This is a genomic window from Streptomyces sp. NPDC007162 (genome assembly GCF_040634175.1).
Lineage (GTDB): Bacteria > Actinomycetota > Actinomycetes > Streptomycetales > Streptomycetaceae > Streptomyces.
Genome location: NZ_JBEYFC010000002.1, coordinates 22238 through 48453, shown reverse-complemented (window position 1 = coordinate 48453; position 26216 = coordinate 22238). Strand labels below are relative to the sequence as shown.

The 26216-nt window shown below is 69.3% G+C and carries 19 protein-coding genes and 2 pseudogenes; 9 read left to right on the top strand and 12 right to left on the bottom strand.

The genetic code is table 11. The features are described from left to right. The first annotated feature begins 6 nt into the window (after nucleotides 1–6). Both ABZ646_RS00540 and ABZ646_RS00535 read left to right on the top strand, forming a co-directional pair. Nucleotides 7–513, top strand: a complete 507-nt coding sequence (locus ABZ646_RS00540) for a nitroreductase family deazaflavin-dependent oxidoreductase (RefSeq protein ID WP_360511435.1) — start codon at nucleotides 7–9, stop codon at nucleotides 511–513. Nucleotides 514–516: 3 nt separating this feature from the next. Beyond that, nucleotides 517–627, top strand: a pseudogene (locus ABZ646_RS00535) (site-specific integrase); the annotation flags it as partial. Nucleotides 628–849: 222 nt separating this feature from the next. On the opposite strand, the gene ABZ646_RS00530 reads toward ABZ646_RS00535, so the two are convergent. After that, nucleotides 850–2082: an IS4 family transposase gene (locus ABZ646_RS00530; RefSeq protein ID WP_360511433.1), complete on the bottom strand. Its 1233-nt coding sequence runs from the start codon at nucleotides 2080–2082 to the stop codon at nucleotides 850–852. 182 nt (nucleotides 2083–2264) lie between these two features. Here ABZ646_RS00530 and ABZ646_RS00525 point away from each other — a divergent pair, with 182 nt between their 5' ends. Next, nucleotides 2265–2861, top strand: a complete 597-nt coding sequence (locus ABZ646_RS00525) for a site-specific integrase (protein WP_360511431.1) — start codon at nucleotides 2265–2267, stop codon at nucleotides 2859–2861. 124 nt (nucleotides 2862–2985) lie between these two features. On the opposite strand, the gene ABZ646_RS00520 is transcribed toward ABZ646_RS00525, so the two are convergent. Continuing rightward, nucleotides 2986–4260, bottom strand: a complete 1275-nt coding sequence (locus ABZ646_RS00520; protein ID WP_360511429.1) for an ArgE/DapE family deacylase — start codon at nucleotides 4258–4260, stop codon at nucleotides 2986–2988. Between the two features lie 165 nt (nucleotides 4261–4425). On the opposite strand from ABZ646_RS00520, the gene ABZ646_RS00515 reads away from it, so the two are divergent. Next, the gene (locus ABZ646_RS00515; RefSeq protein WP_360511427.1) at nucleotides 4426–4869 is read left to right on the top strand and encodes an Lrp/AsnC family transcriptional regulator; all 444 of its coding nucleotides are present in this window, start codon (nucleotides 4426–4428) and stop codon (nucleotides 4867–4869) included. 185 nt (nucleotides 4870–5054) lie between these two features. On the opposite strand, the pseudogene ABZ646_RS00510 reads toward ABZ646_RS00515, so the two are convergent. The 4 genes and pseudogenes from ABZ646_RS00510 to ABZ646_RS00495 form a co-directional block, all read right to left on the bottom strand. Next, nucleotides 5055–5265, bottom strand: a pseudogene (locus tag ABZ646_RS00510) (Tn3 family transposase); the annotation flags it as partial. A 136-nt stretch (nucleotides 5266–5401) separates the two neighbouring features. Next, entirely contained in the window at nucleotides 5402–7222 is a 1821-nt protein-coding gene (locus tag ABZ646_RS00505) for a phosphatidylglycerol lysyltransferase domain-containing protein (RefSeq protein ID WP_360511463.1), read from the bottom strand. A 5-nt stretch (nucleotides 7223–7227) separates the two neighbouring features. Continuing rightward, complete coding sequence (locus ABZ646_RS00500) at nucleotides 7228–7950, bottom strand: methyltransferase domain-containing protein (RefSeq protein ID WP_360511425.1); 723 nt, start codon at nucleotides 7948–7950, stop codon at nucleotides 7228–7230. Nucleotides 7951–8353: 403 nt separating this feature from the next. Further along, nucleotides 8354–8983, bottom strand: coding sequence for a helix-turn-helix domain-containing protein (locus ABZ646_RS00495; RefSeq protein WP_360511423.1), 630 nt, complete (start codon nucleotides 8981–8983; stop codon nucleotides 8354–8356). Between the two features lie 238 nt (nucleotides 8984–9221). Here ABZ646_RS00495 and ABZ646_RS00490 point away from each other — a divergent pair, with 238 nt between their 5' ends. From ABZ646_RS00490 to ABZ646_RS00470, 5 genes are all read left to right on the top strand, one after another. Then, nucleotides 9222–10427: a cytochrome P450 gene (locus ABZ646_RS00490; RefSeq protein ID WP_360511421.1), complete on the top strand. Its 1206-nt coding sequence runs from the start codon at nucleotides 9222–9224 to the stop codon at nucleotides 10425–10427. Between the two features lie 334 nt (nucleotides 10428–10761). Further along, nucleotides 10762–11991: a cytochrome P450 gene (locus tag ABZ646_RS00485; protein WP_360511419.1), complete on the top strand. Its 1230-nt coding sequence runs from the start codon at nucleotides 10762–10764 to the stop codon at nucleotides 11989–11991. A gap of 78 nt (nucleotides 11992–12069) precedes the next feature. Beyond that, nucleotides 12070–12267 carry a ferredoxin gene (locus ABZ646_RS00480; RefSeq protein ID WP_360511417.1) on the top strand — a complete coding sequence of 66 codons (198 nt, stop codon included), beginning with the start codon at nucleotides 12070–12072 and terminating at the stop codon, nucleotides 12265–12267. Continuing rightward, a complete protein-coding gene (locus ABZ646_RS00475; protein ID WP_360511415.1) occupies nucleotides 12264–13439 on the top strand; it encodes an FAD-dependent oxidoreductase in 1176 nt (391 codons plus the stop codon). The genes ABZ646_RS00480 and ABZ646_RS00475 overlap by 4 nt, the downstream gene beginning before the upstream one ends. 130 nt (nucleotides 13440–13569) lie before the next feature. Beyond that, nucleotides 13570–15042: an MFS transporter gene (locus ABZ646_RS00470; protein WP_360511413.1), complete on the top strand. Its 1473-nt coding sequence runs from the start codon at nucleotides 13570–13572 to the stop codon at nucleotides 15040–15042. Between the two features lie 279 nt (nucleotides 15043–15321). Here ABZ646_RS00470 and ABZ646_RS00465 read toward each other — a convergent pair whose 3' ends face one another. The 6 genes from ABZ646_RS00465 to ABZ646_RS00440 form a co-directional block, all read right to left on the bottom strand. Next, nucleotides 15322–17664: an alpha-L-fucosidase gene (locus tag ABZ646_RS00465; RefSeq protein WP_360511411.1), complete on the bottom strand. Its 2343-nt coding sequence runs from the start codon at nucleotides 17662–17664 to the stop codon at nucleotides 15322–15324. A gap of 416 nt (nucleotides 17665–18080) precedes the next feature. Next, a complete protein-coding gene (locus ABZ646_RS00460; protein WP_360511409.1) occupies nucleotides 18081–18824 on the bottom strand; it encodes a GntR family transcriptional regulator in 744 nt (247 codons plus the stop codon). 245 nt (nucleotides 18825–19069) lie between these two features. Next, nucleotides 19070–20452: a thioredoxin domain-containing protein gene (locus tag ABZ646_RS00455; RefSeq protein WP_360511407.1), complete on the bottom strand. Its 1383-nt coding sequence runs from the start codon at nucleotides 20450–20452 to the stop codon at nucleotides 19070–19072. A 37-nt stretch (nucleotides 20453–20489) separates the two neighbouring features. Then, nucleotides 20490–23444, bottom strand: coding sequence for a branched-chain amino acid ABC transporter permease/ATP-binding protein (locus ABZ646_RS00450; protein WP_360511405.1), 2955 nt, complete (start codon nucleotides 23442–23444; stop codon nucleotides 20490–20492). Further along, nucleotides 23441–25699: an MFS transporter gene (locus ABZ646_RS00445; RefSeq protein WP_360511403.1), complete on the bottom strand. Its 2259-nt coding sequence runs from the start codon at nucleotides 25697–25699 to the stop codon at nucleotides 23441–23443. Before ABZ646_RS00445 ends, ABZ646_RS00450 begins: the two co-directional genes overlap by 4 nt. Then, nucleotides 25696–26133, bottom strand: a complete 438-nt coding sequence (locus ABZ646_RS00440) for a hypothetical protein (RefSeq protein WP_360511401.1) — start codon at nucleotides 26131–26133, stop codon at nucleotides 25696–25698. The genes ABZ646_RS00445 and ABZ646_RS00440 overlap by 4 nt, the downstream gene beginning before the upstream one ends. Nucleotides 26134–26216 lie beyond the last annotated feature (83 nt).

The window sequence follows — 26216 nt, the reverse complement described above, 5'->3', positions numbered from 1 at the left end:
GATGACATGACCGACACCCCACCCACCACGCCGACGCCCTTCGACCGCCCACAAGGGCTGGATTCGCCCATCGTGCCGAAGATCATCAAACTCGCATCCCGGATCAATGTCGCCGTCTATCGCGCCACTGGCGGGCGGATCGGCGGCAAGTGGAGGATCGGAAGCGCCTTTCCCCGAGGCGTGCCCGTCTGCCTCGTGACCACCAGGGGGCGCAAGAGCGGCTTACCGCGGACCCTGCCCCTGCTCTTTCTGCGGGATGGAGATCGTGTGGTTCTCGTGGCATCACAGGGCGGGCTGCCGAAGAACCCCTTGTGGTATAGGAATCTTCAAGCAGATCCGCAGATCACCGTCCAGATCCGCAGCAGTGTGCGTCGCATGCTCGCCCGCACAGCCGAACCTGCCGAACGTGCAGCGCTGTGGCCGCGGCTTGTAGCTATGTACGCCGACTTTGACCAATACCAGGCGTGGACAGCTCGGCAGATCCCGGTTGTCATCTGCGAGCCGGCCCCGTAGGCGACACTTCGCTCATACGGGAGCGGCGTCGGCCAGACCGTCGAGCGCCTTGATGAAGGCCGCCTGCTCGTGTCGGTCGCAGACGACGAGATTGGCGAGGCACGTGAACTCGTGTGAGGCGAAACGGCGGTCCATACCTCAATACCGGTAACTTATGGTTTTGGTGTTCGCTTGACCCGTTTGGGTTTGGTGGCACCAACGATGGTGACGGCCGGGACACTTGGGCGGTCTGCAACGCGGTGGGCGGCGCGTTTGAGGGGCCAGCTGGCGACTTTGCGTTTGATGACGCGGGGGTTGGCCCGGCGGCGTCGCCGTGGCAGGAGGCGTTCGAGGAGTTCAGCGTGGGTGGCTTTGACCGCGCGGGCGAGTCGGCCGGGGGGAAAATGCCGCCTGGTCGGTGACCTGGCGGCGCACGACGCGCAGTGAGCGGGTGAAGGAGATCCGGTCGGGGTCCCGGTCGGCTTGTCGTGCGGCCTGGTGCATCAGGTGCCGGATGGCGTGATGGACGAGCAGGAAGCCGTAGAGTTCCTGCTCGGCCCCGTCAGGGTGCTGCGAACGCAGTACCAGGTGCGGCCCGCCGAGGTGGGTCTTGATCTCGTCGAGGGTGGACTCGAACTCCCATCGCTGGGCGTAGAGGGCGGCCAGTTCCGCGGCCGGGGCCGCCTCCGGGTCGAGGATCGTGGTGATGAGCCGGTAGACGCCCTCGTGGCCGGCGATGGTGTATTCCACTGCGCGTACTGGCACTCCATGACGGGTGTGGTGGATGTCGCTCCGATCGAAGATCTCGGTGAGGTAGGAGCCGTCCGGCAACTGCTCGACCACCGGCAGCACGAGGTCTTTGCGGACTCGCCACAGCAGGTCCGCCCCCGTGGCCGCGGCTGCGCGCCACAGGTCCACGCTGTAGAAGCCGCGGTCGGCCAGCAGCAGCATTCCCGGCTGCAAGGACACCAGGACCGCCCGGGCCAGAGCCTGTTCTCCGGTGCGCAGAGCTCCGATCGCAGTACCGAAGACGGCGTGGGTGCCGCACTCCACCAGGCCGACCATGCGCAACTGCGGGTAGCCGACGTCCTGTTCACCACGCCCGGAGCGGGGCGGACGGCCGAACGCCTCCACGTTCGCCTTCGTGTCGGGCAGGTCGAATGTGGTGCCGTCGATCGCGGTCAGCCGCCAGTCGCGGTAGAAGGCGCCCTGAGTGCCCGGTGTGGCAACCGGACGGCACACCCGCGCGAACAGTTGCCGCAGCGGCGCCACCCCCAGCCGGGACCTGGCCTTCCAGATCGCCGCCGTACTCGGCACCACCCACGACGTGCGCCAACGCCGGGCATCCTGCAGACCCGCGGTCAGCAGCCGGGCGACCTCCTCATAGCTCTGCCCGGAGAACAGGCACATCGCCAGCACGAAGTAGACCACCAGCCGGGCCGGTAACAGCCGGTTGCGCTGCTGCACCCGACCCGTCTCCGCCAACACCTCGTCCACAAGCGACTGAGGAAACGCCTGGGTCAGCACCCCGACCGCGACCCGGTCCGACAACCGCTCACCAGATGACTTCAACTGACCCGCTCTTGCCACGCCAACAACAACGACCGGATTGCCCCTAAGTTACCGGTATTGGTCCATACCTGGAATGCTCGCCGGGGTGTCGGTGCTGTTCTGGCTGGGCTGGTGTGGCGAGCGAGTGTACGACGGCACGGCGGCTCCGGCTTGGTGAAGCGGCTGCTCCGCCGGACTCGGGGACCCCGGCCTGCTCGAAGATGGCGATCGACCGGCCGATCGCTCGCCGCGATGCCCACCGCCGGGTGAAGACGCTGTGGCGGATGCTGTACGAGACGGTCGCGCGGGCGGAGGAGATCCTCGGCAACATCGAGGAGCTGGACGTGGCCGACCGCCGGGCCTCGGTGAAGGAGAAGGGCGCCCGACCCCCTACGCGCCGCCGCGGTGCCCCGCGCAAGGAGTTCGTGATGGAGCCCCAATATTGGGCGCCGGCCCCGCCTGCCTGCTGCCCCGCTGACCAAGGCCGCACCTGCGGGCCGGTGTTCGTTACCTGCCGCCGCCCCGGCCCCGGAACTGTCGTCAGCCCACGCGGCGTCTGCGCTGACAGCGGGCCGGCCCGGCTGTCGTACGGGCAGGCCCGCGCCGTCCTCGACCGACGGCCGTCGGCGGGGTGCCCGGGCACGGGCTGGGGCCTGCACGAATGGAGGCACTCCGGCCTCACCCACCTCGGCGAGGCCGGGGCCGGCCTGCCGATGCTCACGGTCAAGTCGCGGCACAAGAAGCCGGAGAACGTACGGCGCTACTTCCACCCATTGGCGGAGGTGAATCGCCGAAGTCACGGCCTGCTCGCCCGGTGATAGCGGGCGCTGAGTGGTTGACCGCGTCTTGGCGGTTTGGCGGTGCGGGCCAGGGCGGCAGGGGTCTTCCTGCCAGTTGGCCTGGGCGGACAGCGTTGCGGGTGGGGTGCCAGGGACTGTGGGGTTACTTTGTGCCGACTGTCCGCAGCGCGGCCAGGACCAGCGTGCGGGTGACGGTGATGACCTCGGCGAGACGCACCTGTTCCTGCGGCCCGTGTGCCCACCGCACTTCGCCGGGCCCGTACTGGAGCGTGGGGATACCCTGCGCGCTGTACAGCCGTAGGTCGCTGCCGTATGGCGCGCCCTGCTCACCCGCCGGCCTGCTGCCGGTGATGTCGGCGTGGGCGTGACCGACCAGCGCCGCCAGGGGGTGGCCGTCCGACATCCGTCCGCTGGCGAACTGACCGCCGGGCCAGGTCACGGTAGCCGGGTGGGCTCGCAGCCAGGGGTCGGCGGCGCAGGCTTGGGCGATGCAGTTCTCCAGTTCCGTGCGGGCGTCGGCCGGGTCCTCGTCCAGCCGGACGCCCAGTCGTCCTTCGGCCACGAGGAGGTCGGGGACGCTGCTGGCCCAGTCGCCGGCGTGGAGCGTGCCGACTGACAGCGGGTAGGGGATGGGGTAGGCGGCCATCAGCGGGTGGGGATCGCAGTTGCGGGCGGTTTCCAGACGGGCCAGTGCGCGGTGGAGGGGAAGGTAGGCGTCGAGGGCGCTGACCCCTGCGTAGCGGGTGCTGCCGTGGGTTGCCCGGCCGGGGACCTCGATGCGGAAGGTCAGGGCTCCTGCGTTCGCTGTCATCAGTGTGCCGCTGGTCGGCTCGGCGATGATGCAGGCGTCGGCGGCATGGCCGCGCCGGAGGGTGCCGAACGCGCCGAGTCCGCCGTCCTCCTCGCTGACGACGAAGTGGGCCGCGAGACGGCCGCGCAGTCTCACCCCGGTGGTGCGGATGGCAGTCAGGGCCGCGAGCACGGCCGCCAGCCCGGCCTTCATGTCACAGGCGCCGCGGCCGTGGACAGTGTCGCCCGTGACCCGGGGCACGAACGGATCGCCCGCCCAGCGCGCCCGGTCGCCGGGCGGCACGACGTCGACATGGCCCTGCAGGACGAGGCTCGGCCCGTCGCCGAAGTCGCGTGTGCTTCCCACCAGCCCCCACGCCTCGTCCCGCGGGGCCTCGGCGCCCGGGTAGGCGGGGTCCGCGCGCAGTTCGGGCAGGTTCATGGACCACAGGTCGACGTCGAGGTCCAGTCGCTGGAGATGCCGGGCCAACAGGTGCTGCAGCTCGGATTCGGCAGCGCTGCCCGTCACGCTCGGCACAGCTATCAGTTCCAGCAGCGTCCGGGCGACGGCGGCTTCGTCCACCGCGGCCAGCGCGGCGGCTTCGGCGTCGCTCAGGGATGCGGTCATGGCAGTACTGCTCCTGGCAGATCGACGTCAGGTCGATCCGGACACTATGGCCGCCTTCCGGCGCAAACAATCTCCATTTCCTCCTTTCCACCAGCAATTACTTGCAATATTAGGGGTGTTCTGGTGGATCATTGCGCTCTCGATCGGTTGCTGGATACTCCGGAGGTGCCCTTGGACCCCATCGATGAAGCGGTCATCCGCTGCGTGCAGCAAAACGCGCGGGCCACGTACGCCGAGATCGGCAAAGCCGCCAACCTGTCGGCGTCGACAGCCAAACGACGACTGGACCGGCTCGTCGCCACCGGAGCGATCCGCGGCTTCACGGCCGTTCTCGATCCACAGGTGCTCGCATGGCGGACCGAAGCGTTCGTCGAGGTCTACTGCCGAGGCAACCCCACCCCCGCGGAGCTGCGCCGAGCTCTGGAGGACGTCCCGGAGGTCGTCGAGGCATGTACCGTTTCGGGCGCCGCGGACGCTGTGCTCCACCTTCTCGCCGAGAGCATCACGCATCTGGAACAGGCCATCCAGCGGGTCCGCGCGACCGAGCCGGTCGAGCGCACGGAGAGCGTTATCGTTTTGTCCCGGCTGATCAAACGGCCGCATCTGTGACCGCCGTCGACTGGACCGCCACCGGATTCCGGTCGGAGCCCGACGGACCCTTCTGTTGACAGCGAGACGGCCGGGCTGCTGGCTATTGGTTTGCGCGTGGCCAGGCCAAGCGGTCAGGCCTGCCTCACTAAGCCGGCGAGGTCGTCACACTCCTCGCCCCGTCCAACGGTGCCCCAGGCGGTTGCTCAATCGTCGCCGGTGGCGTCCGAGGCACGCAACGGACGCAGGTCGCCGGGCGGGTCGGGAGCCGGAAGGAGTACCGGCCGACAGATTGATGTGGTGACGCGAGGACGGGGAGAGGCGGGCGACGTCCTCGTCGCGGGTGTCGAAGCCGTCCGCCCGTAGCTGGTTGACGGCGGCATCCCTGTACCTCGTGTTGAAAAGGACGACGGCGTGGGTTTCGCCGCCTGCCGCGCGGGGTCAAGCCGGTCGCGTCGGAGCCGTGACGGCCGCTCTGTGGCCCGAGCGAGGAGAGAGGGCCAGAGGGGTAGGGTCTCCCCGCTCGGGTCCGCCGATGAGGCTGTGCGGATTCCTACGCCGCGCTTATGTCCCGCTCTCCGACCGAGTGTGCACACTCGCGTGCCGGCTTCTGGCGGCGGCGCAGGAAGCACGGCAGGGGCAGGGCGAGGTTGACGAAGCCTTCGGCCTGCATGGCGGCGAAGCCGATGCGGGGCAGGTCCGCGGAGGCCCGGTAGACGACGAAGCGCGGCTCCCAGCGGGGCTGGAACTTGGCGTTGAACTTGTACAGCGACTCGATCTGGAACCAGCGGGAGAGGAACACCAGCAGTCCGCGCCAGGCGCGCAGCACGGGGCCCGCGCCGATCTTCTCGCCGCGGGCGAGCGCCGAGCGGAACATCGCGAAGTTGAGCGAGACGCGCGTGATGCCGAGCTTCGGGGCGGCCTGGAGGGCGGCGACGATGAGCAGTTCGTTCATGCCGGGGTCGGCCGAGCGGTCGCGGCGCATCAGATCGAGGGAGGCGCCGTCCGTGCCCCAGGGCACGAAGTGCAGGATCGCCTTCAGGTCGCCGTAGGGACCCGGCTCGGGATCGGCCTTGTGGGCGGTGGCGATCAGGCAGTCGCCGTCGGCGGGGTCGCCGATCCGGCCCAGGGCCATGGAGAAGCCGCGCTCGGTGTCCGTGCCGCGCCAGTCCTCGGCCGCCTGCCGGATACGCTCCAGTTCCGCCTCGCCGAGGTCACGGACACGTCGTACCCGGGTTTCGTAACCGGCCCGCTCGATGCGCTTGACCATCTGGCGCACATTGCGCATCGCGCGTCCGGCGAGCGAGAAATCCGCCACGTCGACCACCGCCTCGTCGCCCAGTTCGAGCGCGTCCAGGCCGGTCTCGCGCGTCCACACCTCGCCGCCCGTCTCCGAGCAGCCCATGACGGCCGGGGTCCAGGAGTGGGCCTTGGCCTCGTCCATGAAGCGCTCGATGGCGCCCGGCCAGGCCTCGACGTCGCCGATCGGGTCACCGCTGGCGAGCATCACGCCGGACACGACGCGGTAGGTGACCGCCGCCTTGCCGCTGGGCGAGAAGACCACGGCCTTGTCGCGTCGCAGGGCGAAGTGGCCGAGAGAGTCGCGGCGGCCGTGGCTGTCCAGCAGTGCCCGCAGGCGTGCCTCGTCGTCCTGCGTCAGGCGCGCCGCCGGGTGCTCGGGCCGGAAGGCGAGGTAGATGGTGGTGACGGCGGTGAGCAGGCCGAGGGCGCCGAGGGAGAAGCCCACGGTCCAGGAGGTGGTGGATCCGGTGTAGTCGACGGGGCCCTCGAAGCCGAACAGCCCGTACAGCACGTGCGTGATGCGATCCGCGAGGCTCGGATCGCCGACCATCCGCTGGCCGTGGACGCTGACGATGACCAGACCGATCAGGATCGAAGCGGTACCCCACAAAAGGAAGTTGGAAAGGGCGCGCCAGCGGCTGCGCGGGTCGGGCAGCGCAGCGAACTCACCTCGGTGGCGGATCAGGAGCGTCAGCATGGCCAGGGAGATGAGCATGCCGAAGGCCGAGTGCCGGTAGGTGAACTGCGACACGGCGCCGGCCGGAAGCAGTACGACGGCGGCCCGCCAGGCGCGGCGCTTGCGGCGGCGCAGCCCGTGTGCGAGCAGGAGCAGCAGCAGACCGGTGCTGAGGGAGAGGGCGGCGGCGAACGGGCCGAGCGCGCCGGGCAGTACCTCGGCGACGGTGTGCGCACGGCTGTGCCGGAAGCGCGCGAAGACGCCGGCCAGCACATCCAGCAGTCCGATGAACGCACAGGCTTTCGCGATCAGAGAGGGAACGGCGTCGGGGCGCGGGCCGAGGGGCAACCGCCGCAGCCGGGGATGCGGCCTGCACGCGGCGAGAATGTGGGACAGACCGTTCACGGGCCCACTCCGTCCTGCTGCCCCTGGTCATCGGGGGAAACGCAGGGCCGTTGCAGGCGCCAGACGTTGGCTGGAGGCAGGTTGGCCCACACGGTCCAGCGGCCGGTGGCGTAACTGCGCTGGTAGGCGGACATGATTTCGTTCACCGCGGCGTAGCGGTGCGCTTCGGTGCGTGACGCGGTCAGGGCACGGACTCCGCGCGTGCCGACGTGGGTGAAATAGGTCAGAGTGCCCCCCGGATGCAGCAGTTCCATGGAGCGGGCCATGATGCGCTCGACCTGTACCGGCGTGAACCTGGTCAGCGGCAGCCCGGAGACGATCACGTCATAGCGGTCGTCAGTGTCGAGGTCCTCGACGCACGTCTGGTGCACGGTCACGGGCCGCGGCCCGCCTGCCGGGGCGGGGTTCGTGGCAACGAGGTGGCGCAGTTGCGTGGCGGAGCGCGGATCGGCTTCGACGACGTCCAGGCGGCTGCCCCGGGGCAGTTGGGACATGAGGGAGCGAGTGACCGCTCCGGTGCCAGCGCCGGCTTCCAGCACTGCCAGCGGGCGGGGTGCCTGGATCCGCACGGGTTCGGTCAGGGCTCTGGCCAGCGCGTTTCCGCTTGAGGCGCAAGCGCTGGTGGGCCGCAGATCGCGGGCCGTTTCGATCAGGAACATCCAGCCTTCTGCGTGACGCTGCGCCAGGACTCGGTCGTGGGAGGTGGTCCAGCCGTTCATGGGTTCGACGGTAGAAGCTGGTGTTTCGCATCGGATCCGTCGTTCTGCGACGTTGACCCCCTACGAAAGTAGGGGCCACCGGCAGGGCAGATGCCGGACAAGGTGCCGCGGCGGTTCCTCCCGCGTGCGGGCCGTCGTCGATCAAGCTGCTCCGAGGCGTTGCTGATCTGGCACCTCGTGGCGCTCGACGTACCCGGGACATCTCGCCGTGCCAGCGATGAAAGCCCTCGTGCCGGACCGCAGCCGCCCGCGAGGCCTCGCGTTACCCCCCCATGGAGGCGCCCGGCTCCTCGTCGGGCATCCGCGTCCCTGAGGAGGTGAAGGCCACCGCGAGTTCACGACGGGCTCGTAGGGCACACCGCCCATCCGCGACTCCACCGAAGGGCTCCCTTCGGTGCTTGCGTCAGATCGGCCAGCTCCGGGGTTGCGATGACGGCCGCAGCGGAACGGACTCCGGAAGAGGAGTCGCCGCCGCCGGTGACAACCCGTCGAGGATGAGGGAGAGGTAGCGGCGCCAGCCGTCGCTGGCCGGGTCCATGGTCCACAGCAGGCTGAAGAGCATGGCCATGATCCTGGGCATGTCGTCCGGCACGAGGTCGGCGCGGATGCGTCCGGCCTCCTGGGCGCGACGGGTGAGAAGGGTCAGCGACGCGTAGTAAGGGCCGATGGCGTCCGAGATGACGGCGCCGGCGTTCCTCGCGGCGGCCAGGGTGTGGTGCTCGCGGGCGGCCATCGACATGGCGGCGTCGATGACAAAGGTGAGGGCGCGCAGCGGGTCGTCATCGAGGAGTGCCTCTTCGATGGCGGGAGCGATGTACTCGGCGATGCCCTGCTCTAAGGCGGCCTTGGCGAGGACGGCCTTGCTGGGAAAGCGCCGGTAGAGCGTTCTGATGCCCACTCCGGCGTGCTGGGCGATCTCGTCCAGTTGCGCGTCGGGGCCGCTCTCGGCGAAGACCTCGCGGGCGGAGCGCAGGATCCGCTCGGCGTTGCGGGCTGCATCGGTCCGCAGGAGTCGCTCGGAATCGGTGGCCACGAGGACAGAATATCAAGCGGCAGTTGACTGCCACTTGCATGAGGGGCACCATGGAAGTGGCAGTCAACTGCCAGTTACTGCTGCACGTCGGCAAGCGGATGATCCGATGAGTGGCGGACTCGGAGCTGCGCTGTCCGCGGTCCACGAGACGTGTAGTGCCTCTGCGTTCGCCGAGCGGTCAGGACGGCTCACTCACCACCGCCTCGGCGGCTTCCCCCACGACGCTCCAGGAGGTTTCTTGTCCACCACGACCGGAACCGATGACGTCATCGGTCTTCCAGAATTTCCCGCTGACCGCGACCCACGCTGCCCTCTGGCCCCCGCCCCCGAGTACCGGGAATGGCGTGAGAGGGGCGATCTGCGCCGGGTGAACTTCAGGGGCCACGCCGCCTGGGCCGTGAGCCGACACGAGCACGTCACGGCCGCGATGACGGATCCGCGGATCAGCGCCGAGGTCCCGATGCAGCAGATCAGCATGGGCCCCGCCACCCAGATGTTCGTCCGGATGGACGACCCCGAACACGCCCGGCTGCGCCGCATGCTGACCAAGGACTTCACGGTCAAGCGGGTCCAGGCCATGCGCCCGCGGATCGAGGAGATGGCGAACGATTTCATCGACACCATGGTCGCCTCCGGCAGCCCCGCGGATCTGGTCCAGGCGTACGCGCTGCCCATTCCCTCCCTGGTCATCTCGATGCTGCTGGGGGTGCCCTACGACGACCACGCCTACTTCCAGGACATCACCTCCGTCCTGATGAGCCGCACCGCCACGGACGAGGAGAGGCAGAAGGCCAGAAAGTCGATCTTCGGCTACCTGCTCGACCTCATCGGAAAGAAGGAACGCGAACCGGACGACGCCCTGATCAGCCGCGTCACGCGCGAGCACCTTCAGGAAGGGCAGCTGAGCCGTGAGACCTTGGCGATGAACAGCTTCATCCTCCTCAACGCCGGGCACGAGACATCCGCGAACATGATCGCGCTGGGCACCCTCACGCTGCTGGAGAACCCGGACGCGCTCGCGCGGATCCGCGACACGGACGACCCGAAGGTGATCTCGGGGGCGGTGGAGGAACTCCTGCGCCACCTCACGGTCGTGCACAGCCTGGTCACCCGCGTGGCCAGAGAGGACATCGAGATCGGCGGCCAGCTCGTCCGCGCTGGTGATCTCCTGGTCATGAACCTCTCCGCAGCCAACCGGGATCCCGGCTTCGTCAGCGACCCCGACCGCCTCGACATCGACCGCGACGCCCGCGGACACGTGGCCTTCGGACACGGCGTGCACCAGTGCCTCGGACAGGTCCTGGCCCGTGCCGAACTCGAGATCGCCCTGCCCGTGCTCCTGCGCCGGCTGCCCGGCCTGCGGCTAGCGGTGCCACCGGAGGAGATCAGGTTCCGCAACGACATGAGCATCTACGGCGTCCACGCGCTGCCGATCGCCTGGTGACACGACCCGAGCGACCTGCCGCACGAGGATCACGGGTACCCCCATCCCACGGGAGAACGAGCATGCCCCCACCGAGCCCCCGGCTTCTCCCGGCTGGCCGTACCCGGCCCGCACGCTCGATTCGTGGAGGAGCCGCACCCGGCATCAGGGTCAACACCGCGTTCGCCGCCACCGGCACTCGCGGCTTCCCCGGCGACCGCACAGAGCGGCGGCACGTGCGGCCGCTCCGTCGATACGGCGGCCCTGGTGATGGCGAAGCCCCATACCCGCAAGCCGCCTCGCACGGCCTGCTCCGGCGCACCACCGCTCGTCCTCACACCTCACAGGAGTAACCATGAGTACGGCGACCGACCAGACCCAGCCGAACGACGGCACCTGCCTTCCCGACTACCCCGGCAGCCGTTCTCCCCGCTGCCCCTTCGACCCGCCCCCTGTACAGGCCGGTTGGCGGCGCACCGACGGGCTGACCCAGGTGCGGCTGGGCAACGGCCACGCCGCCTGGGCGGTCACCCGGTACGACGATGTCAAGCAGCTACTGGGCGATCCGCGGCTCAGTGCCGACGGACATCGCTACCCGCAGCTGATGGAAACCCAGAACCACGGTCAGCCGCAGGCGTTCCCGCGGATGGACGACCCCGAGCACTCCCGCATCCGGCGCACCCTCACCGGCGAGTTCACGGTCAAGCGGGTCGAGGCGCTGCGGCCGCACGTCCAGTCGCTGGTCAACCGGTTCCTGGAGGAGATGATCGCCGCAGGGTCGCCGGCGGACCTGGTGCGCGCGTACGCCCTGCCGATTCCCTCCCTGGTGATCTCGACGCTGCTCGGGGTGCCCTACGACGACCACACCTTCTTCCAGACACGCAGCGCCACGCTGATGCGCAAGCAAGCCCCGCAGGAGGAGAGGCAAGCGGCGAGCGGTGAATTGTTCGGCTACCTCCTGGACCTGGTGAAGCGCAAGGAGCGTGAGCCGGGGGACGACCTCATCAGCCGGCTGGCCACCGAGCGGGTGGTCACCGGAGAGCTCACCCATCGCGACGTCGCCATGAACAGCATGGTCATTCTGCACGCAGGACATGAGACCACGGCCAACATGATCGCGCTGGGCACGCTGGCCCTGATGGAGAACCCCCGGCAGGCCGACCGGATCCGGGACACCGATGATCCCAAGGCGGTCGCCGCCGCCGTCGAGGAACTGCTGCGGTACCTGACGATCGCCCAGGACATGCTCGTACGCGTGGCGACCGAGGACCTTGACGTCGGCGGTCACCTCGTACGGGAGGGCGAGATGCTGGTCTCCGGGTTGCCCTCCGCCAACCGGGACAACAGCGTCTTCGAGAGCGCCGACGCCCTGGACCTCGACCGCGACGCCCGCGGACACGTGGCCTTCGGATACGGCGTCCACCAGTGCCTCGGACAGTCCCTCGCCCGCGTGGAACTGCAGGAGGCGCTGCCCGCGCTGCTGCGCAGGCTGCCGGGCCTGCGTCTGGCCGTACCGCTGGAAGAGGTGCGTTTCCGCCACGACATGGTGGTCTACGGCGTGCACGAGCTGCCGGTCGCCTGGTAGATGCAGGGCTGCAACTCCTGAGGAACCACGTTCCGAAGCCTGATTTCACCACCCCCTGAAGAACCGAGGACAAAAACCATGCGTGTGGAGCTGGACGAACCGAAATGCGTCGCGGCCGGGCAGTGTGTAGTGGCCGCCCCCAACGTGTTCGACCAACGGGACGAGGACGGCGTCGCAGTAGTGTTGGCAGAGCATCCCGCCTCCGAACTCCTCGACAGCGTGCGGGAGGCCGTGGCCGTCTGCCCGGCCGCGGCGATCCGCCTGACCGAGCTGTGAAACGGATCGTGGTCGTCGGCGCCTCGGCCGCCGGTCTGGCCGCGGCCGAGACACTGCGCCGGGAGGGCTACGACGGCACCCTGACCCTGATAGGCGACGAACCCCACCCACCCTACGACCGGCCCCCGCTGTCCAAACAGGTCCTGTCGGGGGAGTGGGACGCCGACATGACGGCCGTGCGCACCCAGGAGGACCTCGCTGCCCTCGGCCTCGACCTGCGGCTCGGCGTGGCCGCGACCCGCCTCGACCCTGTCACGCGTGTGGTGCGGCTGGCGGACGGCAGGACGGTGCCGTACGACCGGCTGGTCATCGCGACCGGTGTACGGCCACGGCGCCTTCCCGGTGACCATAACGCCCACGTCCTGCGCACCCTCGACGACGCGCTCGCCCTGCGGGAGAGGCTGAAGCCGGGCAGCCGCCTGGTGGTCGTCGGCGCCGGATTCCTCGGCGCCGAGGCCGCGGCTGTGGCGTGCCGGCTCGGCGTGGAGGTCGTCCTGTTGGAGCCCGCCCCGGTGCCGTTGGCCCATGCGGTCGGCATCGAGGTCGGGAGGGTACTTTCGCAAGCTCATCACGACCATGGTGTGGACCTGCGCACCTCGGCCACCGTGACCGAGGTGACCGGGCGCGGTGTGCGCTTGGCCGACGGCGAACTGGTGCACGGGGACTTGGTGTTGGTGGCCATCGGATCGCTTCCCAACACCGATTGGCTGGGCGGCAGTGGACTACCGGTGGCCGACGGCCTGCTCTGCGACGAGTACTGCCGTGCCGCGCCGAACGTGTACGCGGCCGGGGACGTCGCCCGCTGGCACCACCCGCTCTTCGGCACACCGATGCGGATCGAGCACCGCACCAACGCGGCCGAACAGGGCATAGCCGCCGCCCGCAACCTGCTCCACCCCGAGACCCGCAAGCCGTTCGCACCGGTTCCCTACTTCTGGTCCGACCAGTACGACATGAAGATCCAGGCGTACGGATATCTACGCGGCCACGACGAAATGGCCATCATAGAAGGCGACTTGACCGAGCGCCGGTTCGTGGCGGCATACCGCACCGGCAGGACGCTCACCGGAGTCCTCGCCGTCGGCATGCCGCCCAAGGCCATCCGCTCGTGGCGCCAGGCCATCGCCGTCGGCACTCCCTGGCACGACGCACGGGTCACCAACGCGCAATAGACCAGCGCGCACAGGCTCACCGCCCCAATGAGCAACCCCCACCTGCTCCTGCGGCTTTCTGATCCCACTGACGTCAGCCCATTCCGTTGCGGCCGTTCTCAGCCCGCACCCCCACAGGGAAGGCTCACTCATGTCCAGAACACACCCGCCGACCGCCCGGGCGCAGAATCCCCCGTCACTACGGCTGGGTGTCGTGGTGGCGACTCTCGCCTTCACCGGGATCGCCGGCGCGATGACGCAGACCCTGGTGATCCCGATCGTCCCCCTCCTGCCCCGACTGCTGGACGCCCAGGCCTCGGACACCGCCTGGGCCGTCACGGCCACGCTGCTGTGCGGCGCTGTCTCCACACCCGTGACGGGCCGGCTCGGCGATATGTACGGCAAGCGGCGCATGCTCCTGACCGGTGTCGGCCTGCTCGTGCTGGGCTCGGTGATCTGCGGGCTGAGCGACTCCCTTGCTCCGCTGCTCGTCGGACGGGCGCTGCAGGGACTGGCGGCGGGCGTGGTGCCGCTGGGCGTGAGCATCATGCGTGACGTACTGCCCGCCGAGAAACTGCCCGCGGCGACGGCTGCGATGCTCGGCTCCCTCGGCGTCGGCGCAGCCCTGGGCCTGCCCGGCGCCGCGGTCATCGCCGACAACTTCGACTGGCACATGCTGTTCTGGGTGTCCGCGGCTCTCGGCGCGGTCGCCGCCGGGCTCGTGTTCCTGCTGGTGCCCGAGTCGAAGGTGCGCACGGGCGGGCGCTTCGATCTGCCGGGCGCGGTCGGCATGGCGGTGGGCCTGGTCTGCCTGCTGCTGGCGGTCTCCAAGGGCGCCGACTGGGGATGGGGAAGCGGTACGGTCCTCTCCCTGTTCGCCGTGGCCGTGATCGTGCTGGTGCTGTGGGGCTGGTTCGAACTGCGCGCCCCGCAGCCCATGGTGGACCTGCGCACCACCGCACAACCACAGGTACTGCTCACCAACCTCGCCGGACTGGCGCTCGGCCTCGCCCTGTTCGCGATGAACCTGGTGCTGCCACAGCTGCTCACGATGCCTGAGGCCACCGGCTACGGTCTGGGCAAGTCCCTGGTCGTCACCGGCCTGGTCATGGCTCCGCAGGGTCTGACGATGATGGCGGTCTCCCCGTACGGAGCGCGCATCACCAAGAGCAAGGGGCCGAAGGCGACCCTCATGACCGGATCCGTGATCGTGGGAGCGGGCTATCTCCTCACCATGGTGATGATGTCCGGCATCTGGCAGGTCATCGTGGCCTCCTGCGTCGTGGCGACCGGAGTGGGCTTCGCCTACGGCGCGCTGCCCGCGCTGATCATGGAAGCCGTGCCGGTGTCCGAGACCGCCGCCGCCAACGGCCTCAACGCCCTCATGCGCTCCATCGGCACGACCTGCTCCAGTGCCGTCGCCGGCCTCATCCTGGCCCACATGACCACCGACTTCCACGGAATGCACATCCCGACGGAGAACGGCCTGCGCGCCGTCCTGGCCCTGGGCGTCGGCGCCGGTGCCCTCACCTTCGCCTTCGCCTGCTTCATCCCCCGCAGGCCGCAGGCGGATATCACCGCCCCGGCGGAGCCGGACGCCGTGAAGGCCACGGGTGCGGAGTAGGACGTATGTTTCAGCCGACATCCGGCCGACGGCCACGTGAAGGTCGGTCGGCCCCGCGCTCGGCGCGGAGCCGACCGACCCGATGGACTACCGCGACGACCGATTCGGATCGTCAGCCGGTCCGATTCCACCGCCTACTGCCACTGAGTACGACAGACGGCGGTGACCGCGCTTCCGTGACAACCCACGCCCCTGCCGTGTCGGACCTGTGCCCGTCGGTGTCACGAACGGCGTCATGCCGTCGCGACCTCCGGTCGTGCTCAGGGTGTCCGTCGAGTCTCAGGCACGCCAATGCACTTTGAACACCCACGCGTGCTGTCCCGCCTTGCGTGCGGCTTCGGGGACGTCGATCACCAGGGCCCCGTTGCTGAGGGTCCATGTCAGGGGCCGGCCGTGGCCGAGCATCGTCACCTTGTCGCCGCTGCGGATCGGGATAGGTGCTTCGACGGTGAGCTTGGTGCTCGGTTCGGCCAGAGAGTGGATGTAGAAGGCTTCGTCCGGGCGGACGGTGAAGCGCAGGTCCTCGCCCAGTTCGGCCATCCGGGACCAGTACGTGGTGTCGTAGATCGCCTCTCCGTTGGTACGCAGCCAGCGGCCCGTCTCACGCAGCCGGGTCTGCATGATCTCGGGGATGGTGCCGTCGGCACGCGGGCCGATGTCGAGGAGGAAGTTGCCGTTCTTGGAGACGATGTCGACGAGGCTGTGCACGACCTGTTCGGTCGTCATGTAGGCGTCGTCCGGAGTCGCCTGGTTGTAGCCGTAGCTGAAGGGGTCCAGGCCGCGGCTGGACTCCCACTTGGCGACGACCGTGTTGTCGTACGTCGCGTACTCGGGGGTTGTGAAGTCGTGGAAGGCGATGCCCGAACGGTCGTTGACGGTGACCTCGATGGGCCGGGCACGGTTCTTCGCGTGGTTGAAGTACTCGGCCAGGACGTTCAGGCTGTCGTTGGCGCCGCCGATGTCGCACCAGATGAGCTCCGGGTCGTAGCCCTGGATCAGCTCCAGCATCTGCGGCGCCTGGTAGTCCTTCACGAAGTCCTTGCCCGCGGTGTAACCCGTGTACGGCTCCGGCTCCTGGGTGTACGGGTTGCGCGGGGCATGACCCATCCAGGGATTGTCCGGGTTGAACCACTCGGGCATGGAGAAGTAGAGCCCGCGGTGGAGTTCGGGTGTGTAGCGGCGGGACGCATCGAAGAGTTCCTTGATGAGGTCCCGTTGCGGGCCCATCTTCACGGAGTTGCGGTCGGAGACCTTCGTGTCCCACAGGGCGAAGCCTTCGTGGTGCTTCGAGGTCAACACGTGGTACTCCGCTCCCGCGTCCCGGAACAGTTCGACCCAGGCGCGCGGATCGAACTTCTCCGCCGTGAACATCGGGATGAAGTCGTCGTAGGCGAAGTCCTCGCCGTACTTCTCGCGGTGGTACGCGAAGACAGCGTTCCCGGGATCCTGCATGTGGTTCCAGTACCACTCGGCATACTGCTTTCCGACCGGCGACCAGGCGGGCACCGAGTAGACGCCCCAGTGGATGAAGATGCCGAACTTGGCGCCCTGGAACCAGTACGGAGCCTGGTGGCCGGAGAGAGAAGCCGCAGTGGGCTGGTAGTCGGCGACGCCGAGGGTCAACCGGCGCTTCTGCGAGGCGACTTGGGCTCCGCGTCCGGTGACGATCACCGAGCCGTCCCGGGCAGTGCCGGGCGCGGTGCCCGCACGGTTGCGGATGCCGACGCGGATGCGGGCCTGCTCTCCGGGGTCCAGGCGGCGGACACGCGCGGCCTCGACGGTGCGCGCTCCCGGAACCTCGACGCGCACCGACACGCCGTCCGCGGCCAGGACGGCCACCGTCCCCGCGTTGACGACGGTGGCTTCAATGCTCTGGGCGCCGGACGACTCCAGGAGCGAGTTCGTGGACCGGGCCGCGCGCAGGGCCAGCGCGCGTCCCTGAGCGGCAGGTTGCAGGGACAGCGCGAACACGTGGAGCGAAGCCTTGTTCGCCTGTGCCGGGTTGGTCACCGGGAGCGTGATTGCCACGGCGTCGCGCTGTGGGTCGAGCCACAGCTCGGACGTGCCGATCCCTACGCGGTGTTCGTCCTTGGTGCCGTCCGGTGCGTAGCGGTACGGCACCGACAGGGAACCGCCCGTGGCATACCAGTCGGATCCGCCGAGGGTGGCGGTCGTGGTCGAGCCGTCCGCGTAGTGGACCGTGGCTCTGCCGGAGGCGTTGCCATAGCTGCCCGCGGTGAGGAAGACGGCCGAGAGGTAGCGGCCTTTGGGCAGTTCGACGCGCTGGCCGAGTGCGACGACATTGTTCTTCGCGCCGGTATTCGAGGTCGGGAAGACGAAGGGCGTGCCGTCGACTTCGACACGTCCCGTGGGAAGTTCCTCGCCCGGGAACGTGTAGCCCGAACCGTCGAAGTCACCGCCGCGCGCGGAGGCGGTGTCGACGCCGTCGTTGTCGTACAGGGAGTCGAGCGGGACAGGGACGGGGTCGGGGACGGGAGCCCACTGCCCCGCGTGCTCGGTGAGTGGTTCGGCGGCGTGTGCGGTGGTTGAGGTGAGGGGGAGGGCTGCTGCGGCGACTCCGGCTGCGGCGCCCAGGACCTGACGTCTCGGATACGTACCCATGAGCGGCTCCAATACATCGGATGTCTGATGATTGAAGGGAGTCACGATCCTGTCAACGGTACGGACAGAGAGGAGAGTTGGAGAAAATCATCGGATGGCATGCAGGGCGGCTCGACTGTATGTCCTGTTCGGACAGTTCCTGGTGGATCTCAGTCGCACCACCGTGCGCCATGACGGAAGGTCCTGCGTCCGGGCGGGCTGAACCGGGCCGTTCCCATCCCGCCGGTCGCACGCTGGCCCCCGTCGGCTGGGCCGCGGCTTCTTGCCGAAGGCGAGCTGATCGGCCAAGAGGGACCGGACCTGTGCGGGTGGCTGACCAACGCGCCGGTGAAGGAAGGGCAGGCCGGCTGCCATGTACTCGACGGGTCCGGAGCCGGGCGGGGCGAACCCGGCAAGCCCGTGCCTTCAGGTCCTGGCTATGCGGAGCGCAGCCGCGATTCCGCATTGGGCAGGTCGTGCGGCGGGCCCAGTGAGGTCAGGTCGACGGCGCGCAGCGCCTCGCTGTCCAGGACGGCGGCGACCGCGCGGTCGCGCGCTTGCCGTACATGAAGGGTGGCCAGATCTCTGGCAGCCGCGGAATCCCCGGCGGCGATCGCCTCAACGAGGCGCCGATGGGCCGACTCGTTGCCGCCGGATCCCGCCGCAGAACCGATCACGTCGAGGGCGTGGTAGCGCTCCATCTTGAGCAGGACCTCGTCGAGTACCCGCTCGAGCTCGGCATTCCCGCTGAGGACAGCGATGCGGCGGTGCGCCCGGTAGTGGTCGGTGAGCCAGGCGGCCGGATCCTCCGCACCACGCTCCTCCTCGCGGGCGCAGAACTCCTGCAGCGCCGCGATCTGCTCGGGCCGGCGTGCGCCGTGCCGGGCGGCGAGGGCTGCTGCCTCCGGTTCGAGCCACAGGCGCAGCTCGAACAGATCCTGCATCCCGCGCAGGGTGACCGGTGGGACCCGGTAGCCCGAACGCGGGATGACCTCCACCCAGCCCAGCCTGCGCAGCACTGCCAGGGCCTCGCGTACGGGTGCCTTGCTCATCTGGAGCCGCTGGGCGATGTCCGCCTCGGAGAAGGAGGCGCCGGGCGCCAGATCGCCGTGGATGACGCGCTGGCGGATCTCGCTGACCGCGCGATCGCTCATCGAGCCGCTGCCGCTACCCGAGTCCATGCAGGCTCTCCTTCTAGTATGAGCAGCACGCGATTCTGCTTGGGTCAGACTTTATCGCGAGATCGTGATGTCGGACCCGCTGTGCCGGGGGGAGACCCCGAGAGGGGCCGAGGTCGTTCCGGCACCCCTCCAGGAGTCTGATGCTCCCCGCCTGGGGAAGTCCGTCCGGGCGCAGCCTGAAATCCGTCGCATGGCGCCGGAACAGGCCTGAAGGACCCGATGAGGCGGGCACTCCGGTATTCCGGTCAGTCGGCGTCCAACGCGTGCCGTACCGCTTGCGGTGCGACCCAGACGCCGTTGATCTTGAGGGAGGGCAGTGCGCTGCGCAGGTGGAGATATGCGGCTTCGCTGACGTTCGCCTCGCCTTCAAGGCCCAGCGACTGCAGTTCGGTGAGTGACGCCAGGGCGGTGACCACCTCGTCGTCGACGGGGGTGTCGCCGAAGCCGAGGGTGGTCAGACCCGACAGTGCCGTCAGTCGGCGAAGTCCGGCGGGCGTGGCCTTCGGCGCGGTGATGCTCAGGATCCTGAGGCCTGTCAGCTTCGCCACGTGGACGAGTCCTTCGTCGGTCGTCTCCGGCATGTGAAGCCACAAGGTGGTCAACTCCGGGAGGTCGGCCTCGGCGAGCTCGGCCAGCCCCGCATCGGAGACCGAGGGCGTGTTGAGCATCAGGCAGCGCAGACCGCGGGCACGGGCCAGCTGCGCCACCCCGGAGTCGGTGACCCCGTCGGCGGTCACCCAGAGCTCCTGGAGCTGTGACAGGCCGGCGACCTGCGTGACGAATGCGTCGTCTGCCTCGGGAATGGTCAGGTGCACCTCGTCGAGCCGCGTCAGACCCGCCAGGGCGGCGGCTGCCTCGGCGGTGGATCCGACCAGCGTCTGGGCGTTCACCGAGAGCCTGGTCAGCCCGGTCAGGTGCGCGATGTCGGCCAGGCCGGCCGAGCTGATGGCCGGTGCCGCGATCAGCAGCTTGTCGATGCCGTCCGCTGGGAGTTGGCGCAGGAAGCCGAGGTCGACCGGGTTGGCCGGTGCATCCGGGTTCTCCTCGTTGCCGGGCTGCTGGAGCATGAGCCACACAACCCGGTCCTCGGCGACCTCGATCGTGCCCTGCGCCGCAACGATCTCGCTCTCGCCGCGGTCGGGTATCCATCCGTCGAAGATGGCGAGCTTGCCGGGCAGGTCGTCGGGGAAAGTCAGGATGCGCGGACCGCGCGGGGTCCAGCCGGCGGGGACCCGGGGTTCAGGGCCGTCTTCGTCACGGGGAGCGACCGCGGTGGCTTCTCCCGTCGAGCGCACTTGAAGCAACGGGCGGAGCTGCGATCGCAGGTCGTCGGCGTCACGGCCTCCGACGAGCCTGGCCACCAGTTCGCCGCCCGTGAACAGGAGCAGTTCGGGGATGCCGCTGATGCCGTACTTCTCCTGCGTCTGCGGCGATGTGTCGAAGTCGATCTTGACTACGTGCAGGCTGTCGCCGAGCTCGGCGGTGACCTGCTCCAGGTGCGGGCCGAGGTACTGGCACGGCCCGCACCACTCGGCCCAGACGTACACCAGGACGGGAACTTGGGACGCACCCATGATGTCGTCGAGTGAGTTCTCGTCGATCAGGGGGATGGCGGTTGGGTTCGACATGCGGGTTCTCCAGGGGCGGGGGGTTGTCAGATGGGTGTCAGCTGGTCGTGGAGGAGGTCGGAAGGGTGTGCTCGCTGCGTTCGATGGCGGTCACGCTGCCGCCGAGGTAGGCGTCCGCGACGCGCTGGTCGGCGCGGATCTCCGGTCCGGTGCCGCAGCACATGACCTGTCCGTCGACCATCACCGCGATGCGATCGGCGAGAGCCATCACCAGCGGGATGTCGTGTTCGATGACCACGAGCGTGAAGTCGAAGTCCTTCTTGAGGTTCCGCAGCATGACGCCGAGAGCCTCCGTCTCGCGCTGCGCGATGCCGGCTGACGGCTCGTCGAGCAGCAGCAGGCGAGGGCGGAGCGACATCATGCAAGCCAGCTCGGTGATACGGCGGGTTCCCGTGGACAGTTCGTGGATGGTCCTGCCTCGGTAGTCGCCGAGACCGAAGTAGTCGATCAGCTCGTCGGCCACGGCCTGGCGCCTGCGGGCGGTACGGTCCATGCCCAGCACCGAGGCGGTCACGGGGGTTTGGTGCTGCCGTTCGAGGGTGAGCGCGAGGACCTCCCGCACGGTCATGGTCGGGAAGAGCGAGGAGTCCTGGAACGACCGGATCAGTCCGCGTCGGGCGCGCTGTTCGGGGGCCAGGCCGGTGACATCGGAGCCGGCGAAGTGCACGGTCCCGCCGTCCGGTACGACGAAGCCGCTGAGCATCTCGAAGGTGGTGGTCTTGCCCGCTCCGTTCGGCCCGATCAGGCCCAGGGTCTCGCCTTCGACGACGTCCAGGGTGACGCCTTGCACGGCGCTGACTCCGCCGAAGCTCTTGACCAGACCGTCTGCCCTGAGCAGCACCTGCCCAGGTACGCGGTCCGCCACGTCGGGCCTCCTCAGCACGGGCGGCTGAGGACGCCGCGATGCCGGCGGCCGTTCGGACAGGGCGGTCCGCTGGCCGTCATCTGTCTGCTCGGTGTGGCGGCGGGCCGGGGCGGTGGCGAGCGGGATGCCGTACATGCGCCCGATCCGGCCGGCCGTCCAGTCGCGGACCGGGCGCAGCAGCGACACCAGACCTCCGGGCAGGCACAGTGCCACGACGAGGACGCCGGTCGTGGTGGCGGTGCTCGCCAGGCCGGAGGACGGCAGGAGCAGGGGGGCGCCGATCACCCAGAGGCTGCCGATGAGCGCGCCGCTGAAGGAGGAGAGCCCGCCCACGATCAGCGCGAGGGCGACACCGACGGACAGCTCAGGCGGGAAGGTGGCGGCGTCGAGGGTGAGCTGAAAGTGCGCGTAGACGGCGCCGCCGAGTCCGGCCAGCAGACCGGCGACGACGAACGCCTGGATCCGGACGCGGGTCGGACGCACCGTGAACGTCCGCGCCGCCGACTCGTTGTCGCGCACGGCGCGCAGGAGCCGCCCGAAGCCGCCCCGCCACACGTTGTGGGCCAGCAGCAGCACGAGGCAGAACACGAGCGCCGCGTACCACAGGTACGGCTGCCCGGCGGAGAGTGTGTGACCGGCGACGATCGGCTGGGCCGGGGTGACGCCGTCGCCGAGCAGCCACGAGTGCGGCAGGATCACGTCCGAGGCCAGCATGGCGAAGCCGAGCGTGGTGACCGTGACCATCAGGCCCCGGGTGCGCAGCGCGGGCAAGCCCAGCACCAGCGCGCAGGCGCCAGCCGCCGCAGCTGCGGCCAGCAGACCGAGCGGGAAGCTCGCGGTGTGCTCGACGACGTAGTAGGACGCCACCCCTCCGACGCCCGCGACGGCGTACTGCCCGAGGGTCAGTTCGCCGGCCAAGCTGGTCAGGATGCCGGCGGAGGCCGCGACCATGGCTCCGGAAAGGATCACGGTGACGTTCACCGCCTGCGCCCCGGAGGTCAGCCCGAACCCGATCACGGCACCGGCGACGGCGAGCAGCACAAGCTTCGGGCCGTGGCGCACCGGCCACAGCCGGGCCAGGTCGGGCGGCAGCGGCGGCATCGCCGCGACGCCGACCCAACTGCCCTTGGCCTCGGTACGCCCGCCGGTGCGCGGTTGCATCATCAGGGCGACGAGCAGGACGACGAAGACGACGACCTCGGCCGCGTGTGAACTCGGGTCCTTCCACAGCACGACCTGCTGGACCATGCCGAGGAAGATCCCGGCGGCCATCGCGCGCGACAGGTTCTGCATGGCGCCGACCACCGCAGCGCCCAGGGCGGGAAGCAGCAGGACCGGGGCTGTCGTATTGCCGTTGGCCGAAGGGGCCGCGGTGAGGATCGTGGTGACGGCCGCGATCGATCCTGCAATTCCCCAGGCCAGGGTGGACATGCGGACCTCGGAGATGCCCGCCATGCGGGCAGCGTCGGGATTGCACGCGACGGCGCGGATGGCGACGCCGTACCGGCTGCGGGTCAGGAACACGGTGAGCGCCGCCACCAGCAGCGGGCCGATGACCAGCAGCCCGGTGTAGCTCTGGGTGACCAGCAGCGGGCCGATGCTGAACTGGGGAAGGCCGGCCGGCAGTGTCGGCTCTCGCAGGTTGCCGCCGGCGTCGTAGGTGAACTGCAGCAGTTGGCCGGCCCCGTCGGACAGCAGTACGCCGGCGCCGATGGTGGCCGCGGTCACCATGCCGCGCGGCGCCTTCGCGAGCCGGCGCACCACACCCAGGTTCACCAGGGCGCTGGCCGCGAAGCCGACCACGGCGCTGAGCGCGAACGCCGGCCAGTACGGCAGTCCGGCCACTTGCACGAAGACCGGCAACGATGCCGCGGCGAAGATCCCTATCTGCGGAAGGGCGAAGTTGATGACCCGGCTGGTGCGGAACACCAGGACCAGGCACACGCCGAGCAGGCCGTAGCCGATGCCGATGATCGCGCCCAGGACCACCACGTACGGGGGTGTCGCGTACCCGAGTGCGTGGGCGAAGGGCAGTCCCAGTGCCAGGACGGCGCCGCAGCCGAGCGGTAGGCGTGACCGGGCGGGCAGGCGCCGCAGCAGCCCTGCCATGGTGTCCCGCGATGTCATGAGCGCTCCTCGGTGTCCACGCCCGGCACGTCGCCGGCGCTCGCGCCGGACAGGAAGACCGCGCGGAGCAGGTCCGTCTTCGCCAGCAGGTCGCGGCTGCTGCCGTCGAACCTGATCTGGCCCTTCTCCATGAAGTAGGCGTGTTCGGCCAGGTTCAGCGCGACGTTGACGGACTGCTCGACGAGAACCACCGCGGTGCCGGCCGCGTTGATCGCGCGGACCATGTCCAGGAGTTCGCCGACCACCACCGGCGCGAGGCCCAGCGACAGTTCGTCGATCAGGAGCAGTTTCGGGCGCAGGATGAGCGCCTTGCCCATGCCGAGCATCTGCTGCTGGCCGCCGGACAGGGTGCCGGCCTTCTGGTTGCGCAGTTCGGCCAGTTGCGGGAAACCGGCGAAGACCTGGTCGATGATCGCTTCGCGGTTTCGGCGGGACCGGCCCGCGGTGTAGCCGAAGCAGCGGAGGTTGTCGGCCACGGTCAGGTCGCCGAAGACGGCCTTTCCGCCGGGGATCTGAGTGATCCCCAGTTCGGTCCGGCGCTCGGCGTCGATGTAGGTGATGTCATGGCCCTGGAATCGGACGCTGCCCCGGTCCGGCAGGCCCAGGCCGCTGATGGCCCGCAGGAGGGTCGATTTGCCCGCGCCGTTCACGCCGAGCAGGGCCACCATTTCGCCTTCGTCGACGGCGAAGTCGACGCCGAACAGCACCTGGGTCTGGCCGTAGGAGTAGTCGATCCCCCGGCAGGCCAGGGTGGGCAGCCGTCCGCCGCCCGCGTGGATCCGCTGGACCGTCTCCTCCTCGATCACTCCCTCGATCATGCTGTCGAGGTCCGCGCGGACGTGGCGTCCGGCGCGCATGGTGAGCAGGACGCCGATCGCCGACGGCACCGCGCCGATGGCGACCGCCAGCGGGATGCCCACACTGCTGGCCAGTCCGCCGATCAGGACGGTGCCGATCGCGACCCCGCCGAGCGAGAACAGCGCCGTGACCGCACCGACGTGCGCGCGCAGGTTCGCTGGTACCAGCGACATTGTCCCGACTGCCATCGCCGGGCCGCTCAGGCCGCCGAGCGCCGTGCCGGCCAGGCTGAGGAGCACCATCAGAGCGAGCGTCGGAGCGAACACCTGCCCTGCGGACAGGACGATGCCCAGCAGCGAGATCGCGCCGGAGGCGTAGAAGATGAGCTTGGGGTCACGCTGGTACAGCCGGTCGCCGACGGGAGCCAGGAGGACGAAGGACAGCAGACCGACCACCGAGGTAGAACCCTGCAGCAGGGCCCGCTGAGCCGCGTCCAGATTGAAGCGGTCGGTGTAGTAGAAGACCAGGTAGGTGGAGATCGGCGTGGCGATCGCACCGACCATGCCCGAGATGAAGAGCAGCCGCATCGACCTGATCGCCAGGATGCGGCGCAGCGCTTCGAAGACCGTCAGCCTGGGCGGCTCGACGGCGCGTGCGCCATCGACGGCGCCGGCGTTCTCCCGGACCGCAGCACGGATCAGTTCGGTGTCCCTGGTGCCGTATCCCGGGTCCCGCAGTCCCAACGACAGCAGGAAACAGAGCAGGGCCAGCGCCGCCAGCACGAGGAACGCTCCCCGCCAGGTCAGAGCCAGCGGCCCGGACAGCAGGAACACGATCCCGGGAGCCACCAGCCCGGCGGCGATCGCCCCCATGGACAGCACGGAGAGCACCCGCACGCGCGCCCGAGGCGGGTACAGGTCGACCATCAGCGACCCGCTCACCGTTCCGTTCGCCGACGTGGTCGCGGCGTCCAGCAGGATCACCCCGGTGAGCATCAACGAGCCGGGAACGACGGCCGTGTAGCCGGTCAGCACGCACCACAGTCCCGCCGACACCAGCATCACCAGGGCCCGCGCGGCCCTGTTCTGCACATACCGGGCCACGGACAGTGGTACGACCAGCGCGATGACCTGCGTGATCAGGCTGACGGTGGTGAAGAACTGCGGGCCGAGCCCGAAGGTGCGGGCGATGTCCGGCTGGTATACGCCGAACGCCTGACCGTGGAGCAGGTCGCTCAGACTGAGCAGGAACAGCGCGACCATCGGGTACAGCGGCGCTTTCTCCTCCCGGAGCATGCGCAGCAGGGAACGCTTGTCGACCTCGCCGTTCACTCCGGCGATGTCCCTGCCCTGTTCGGCCATCGCCGCGGTCGACCGCTCGATCTCCTCGGTGAAGCCCGCCACCGAGAACGTGGTGGCCTTTCCGGGGCTCTCGGGACCCTGTTCCGTGGCGGTCATGACGCGGCTCCCGCGACGGTGAAGGTGGTCGTCCAAGAGGAGTCGCCGATCCGCCGGCCGGCCCCGTCGACGAGGATGATCGTCAGGTAGTGCGAGCTGCTCCCCAACGTCCCCGAGGACGGGACGGTGTTGATGGTGTAGCTCGTTCGGGAGGTGACGAAGATGTTCAGGCGCTCGGCCAGGTAGGCGGCGTCCGGACATCCGGTCACGCCGGCGCAGTCACCGTTCGTGACCAGTGAGCCCAGGCCCTTGCCGGGAGCCATCGGGTACTTGTCCAGAAAGATCGCGTAGTACCCCGTGGCTGCCCGTACCGGACTGCCGGGGCGGACCGCGGTGAAGTCGCGCATCGTCCAGGAGACCTTGACCGGCAGTCGCACCGTCGCGCCGGTGCCCGGGCTCACGATCGTCAGCCGCTTGTCCTGCCGGAAGGTCATCTCGGAACCACTGGCACACCCCGCAGTGAGCAGTGCGCAGCCCAGCGCGAGTAGTACGCGAAGTCGTATCGCCACGTGCCCTC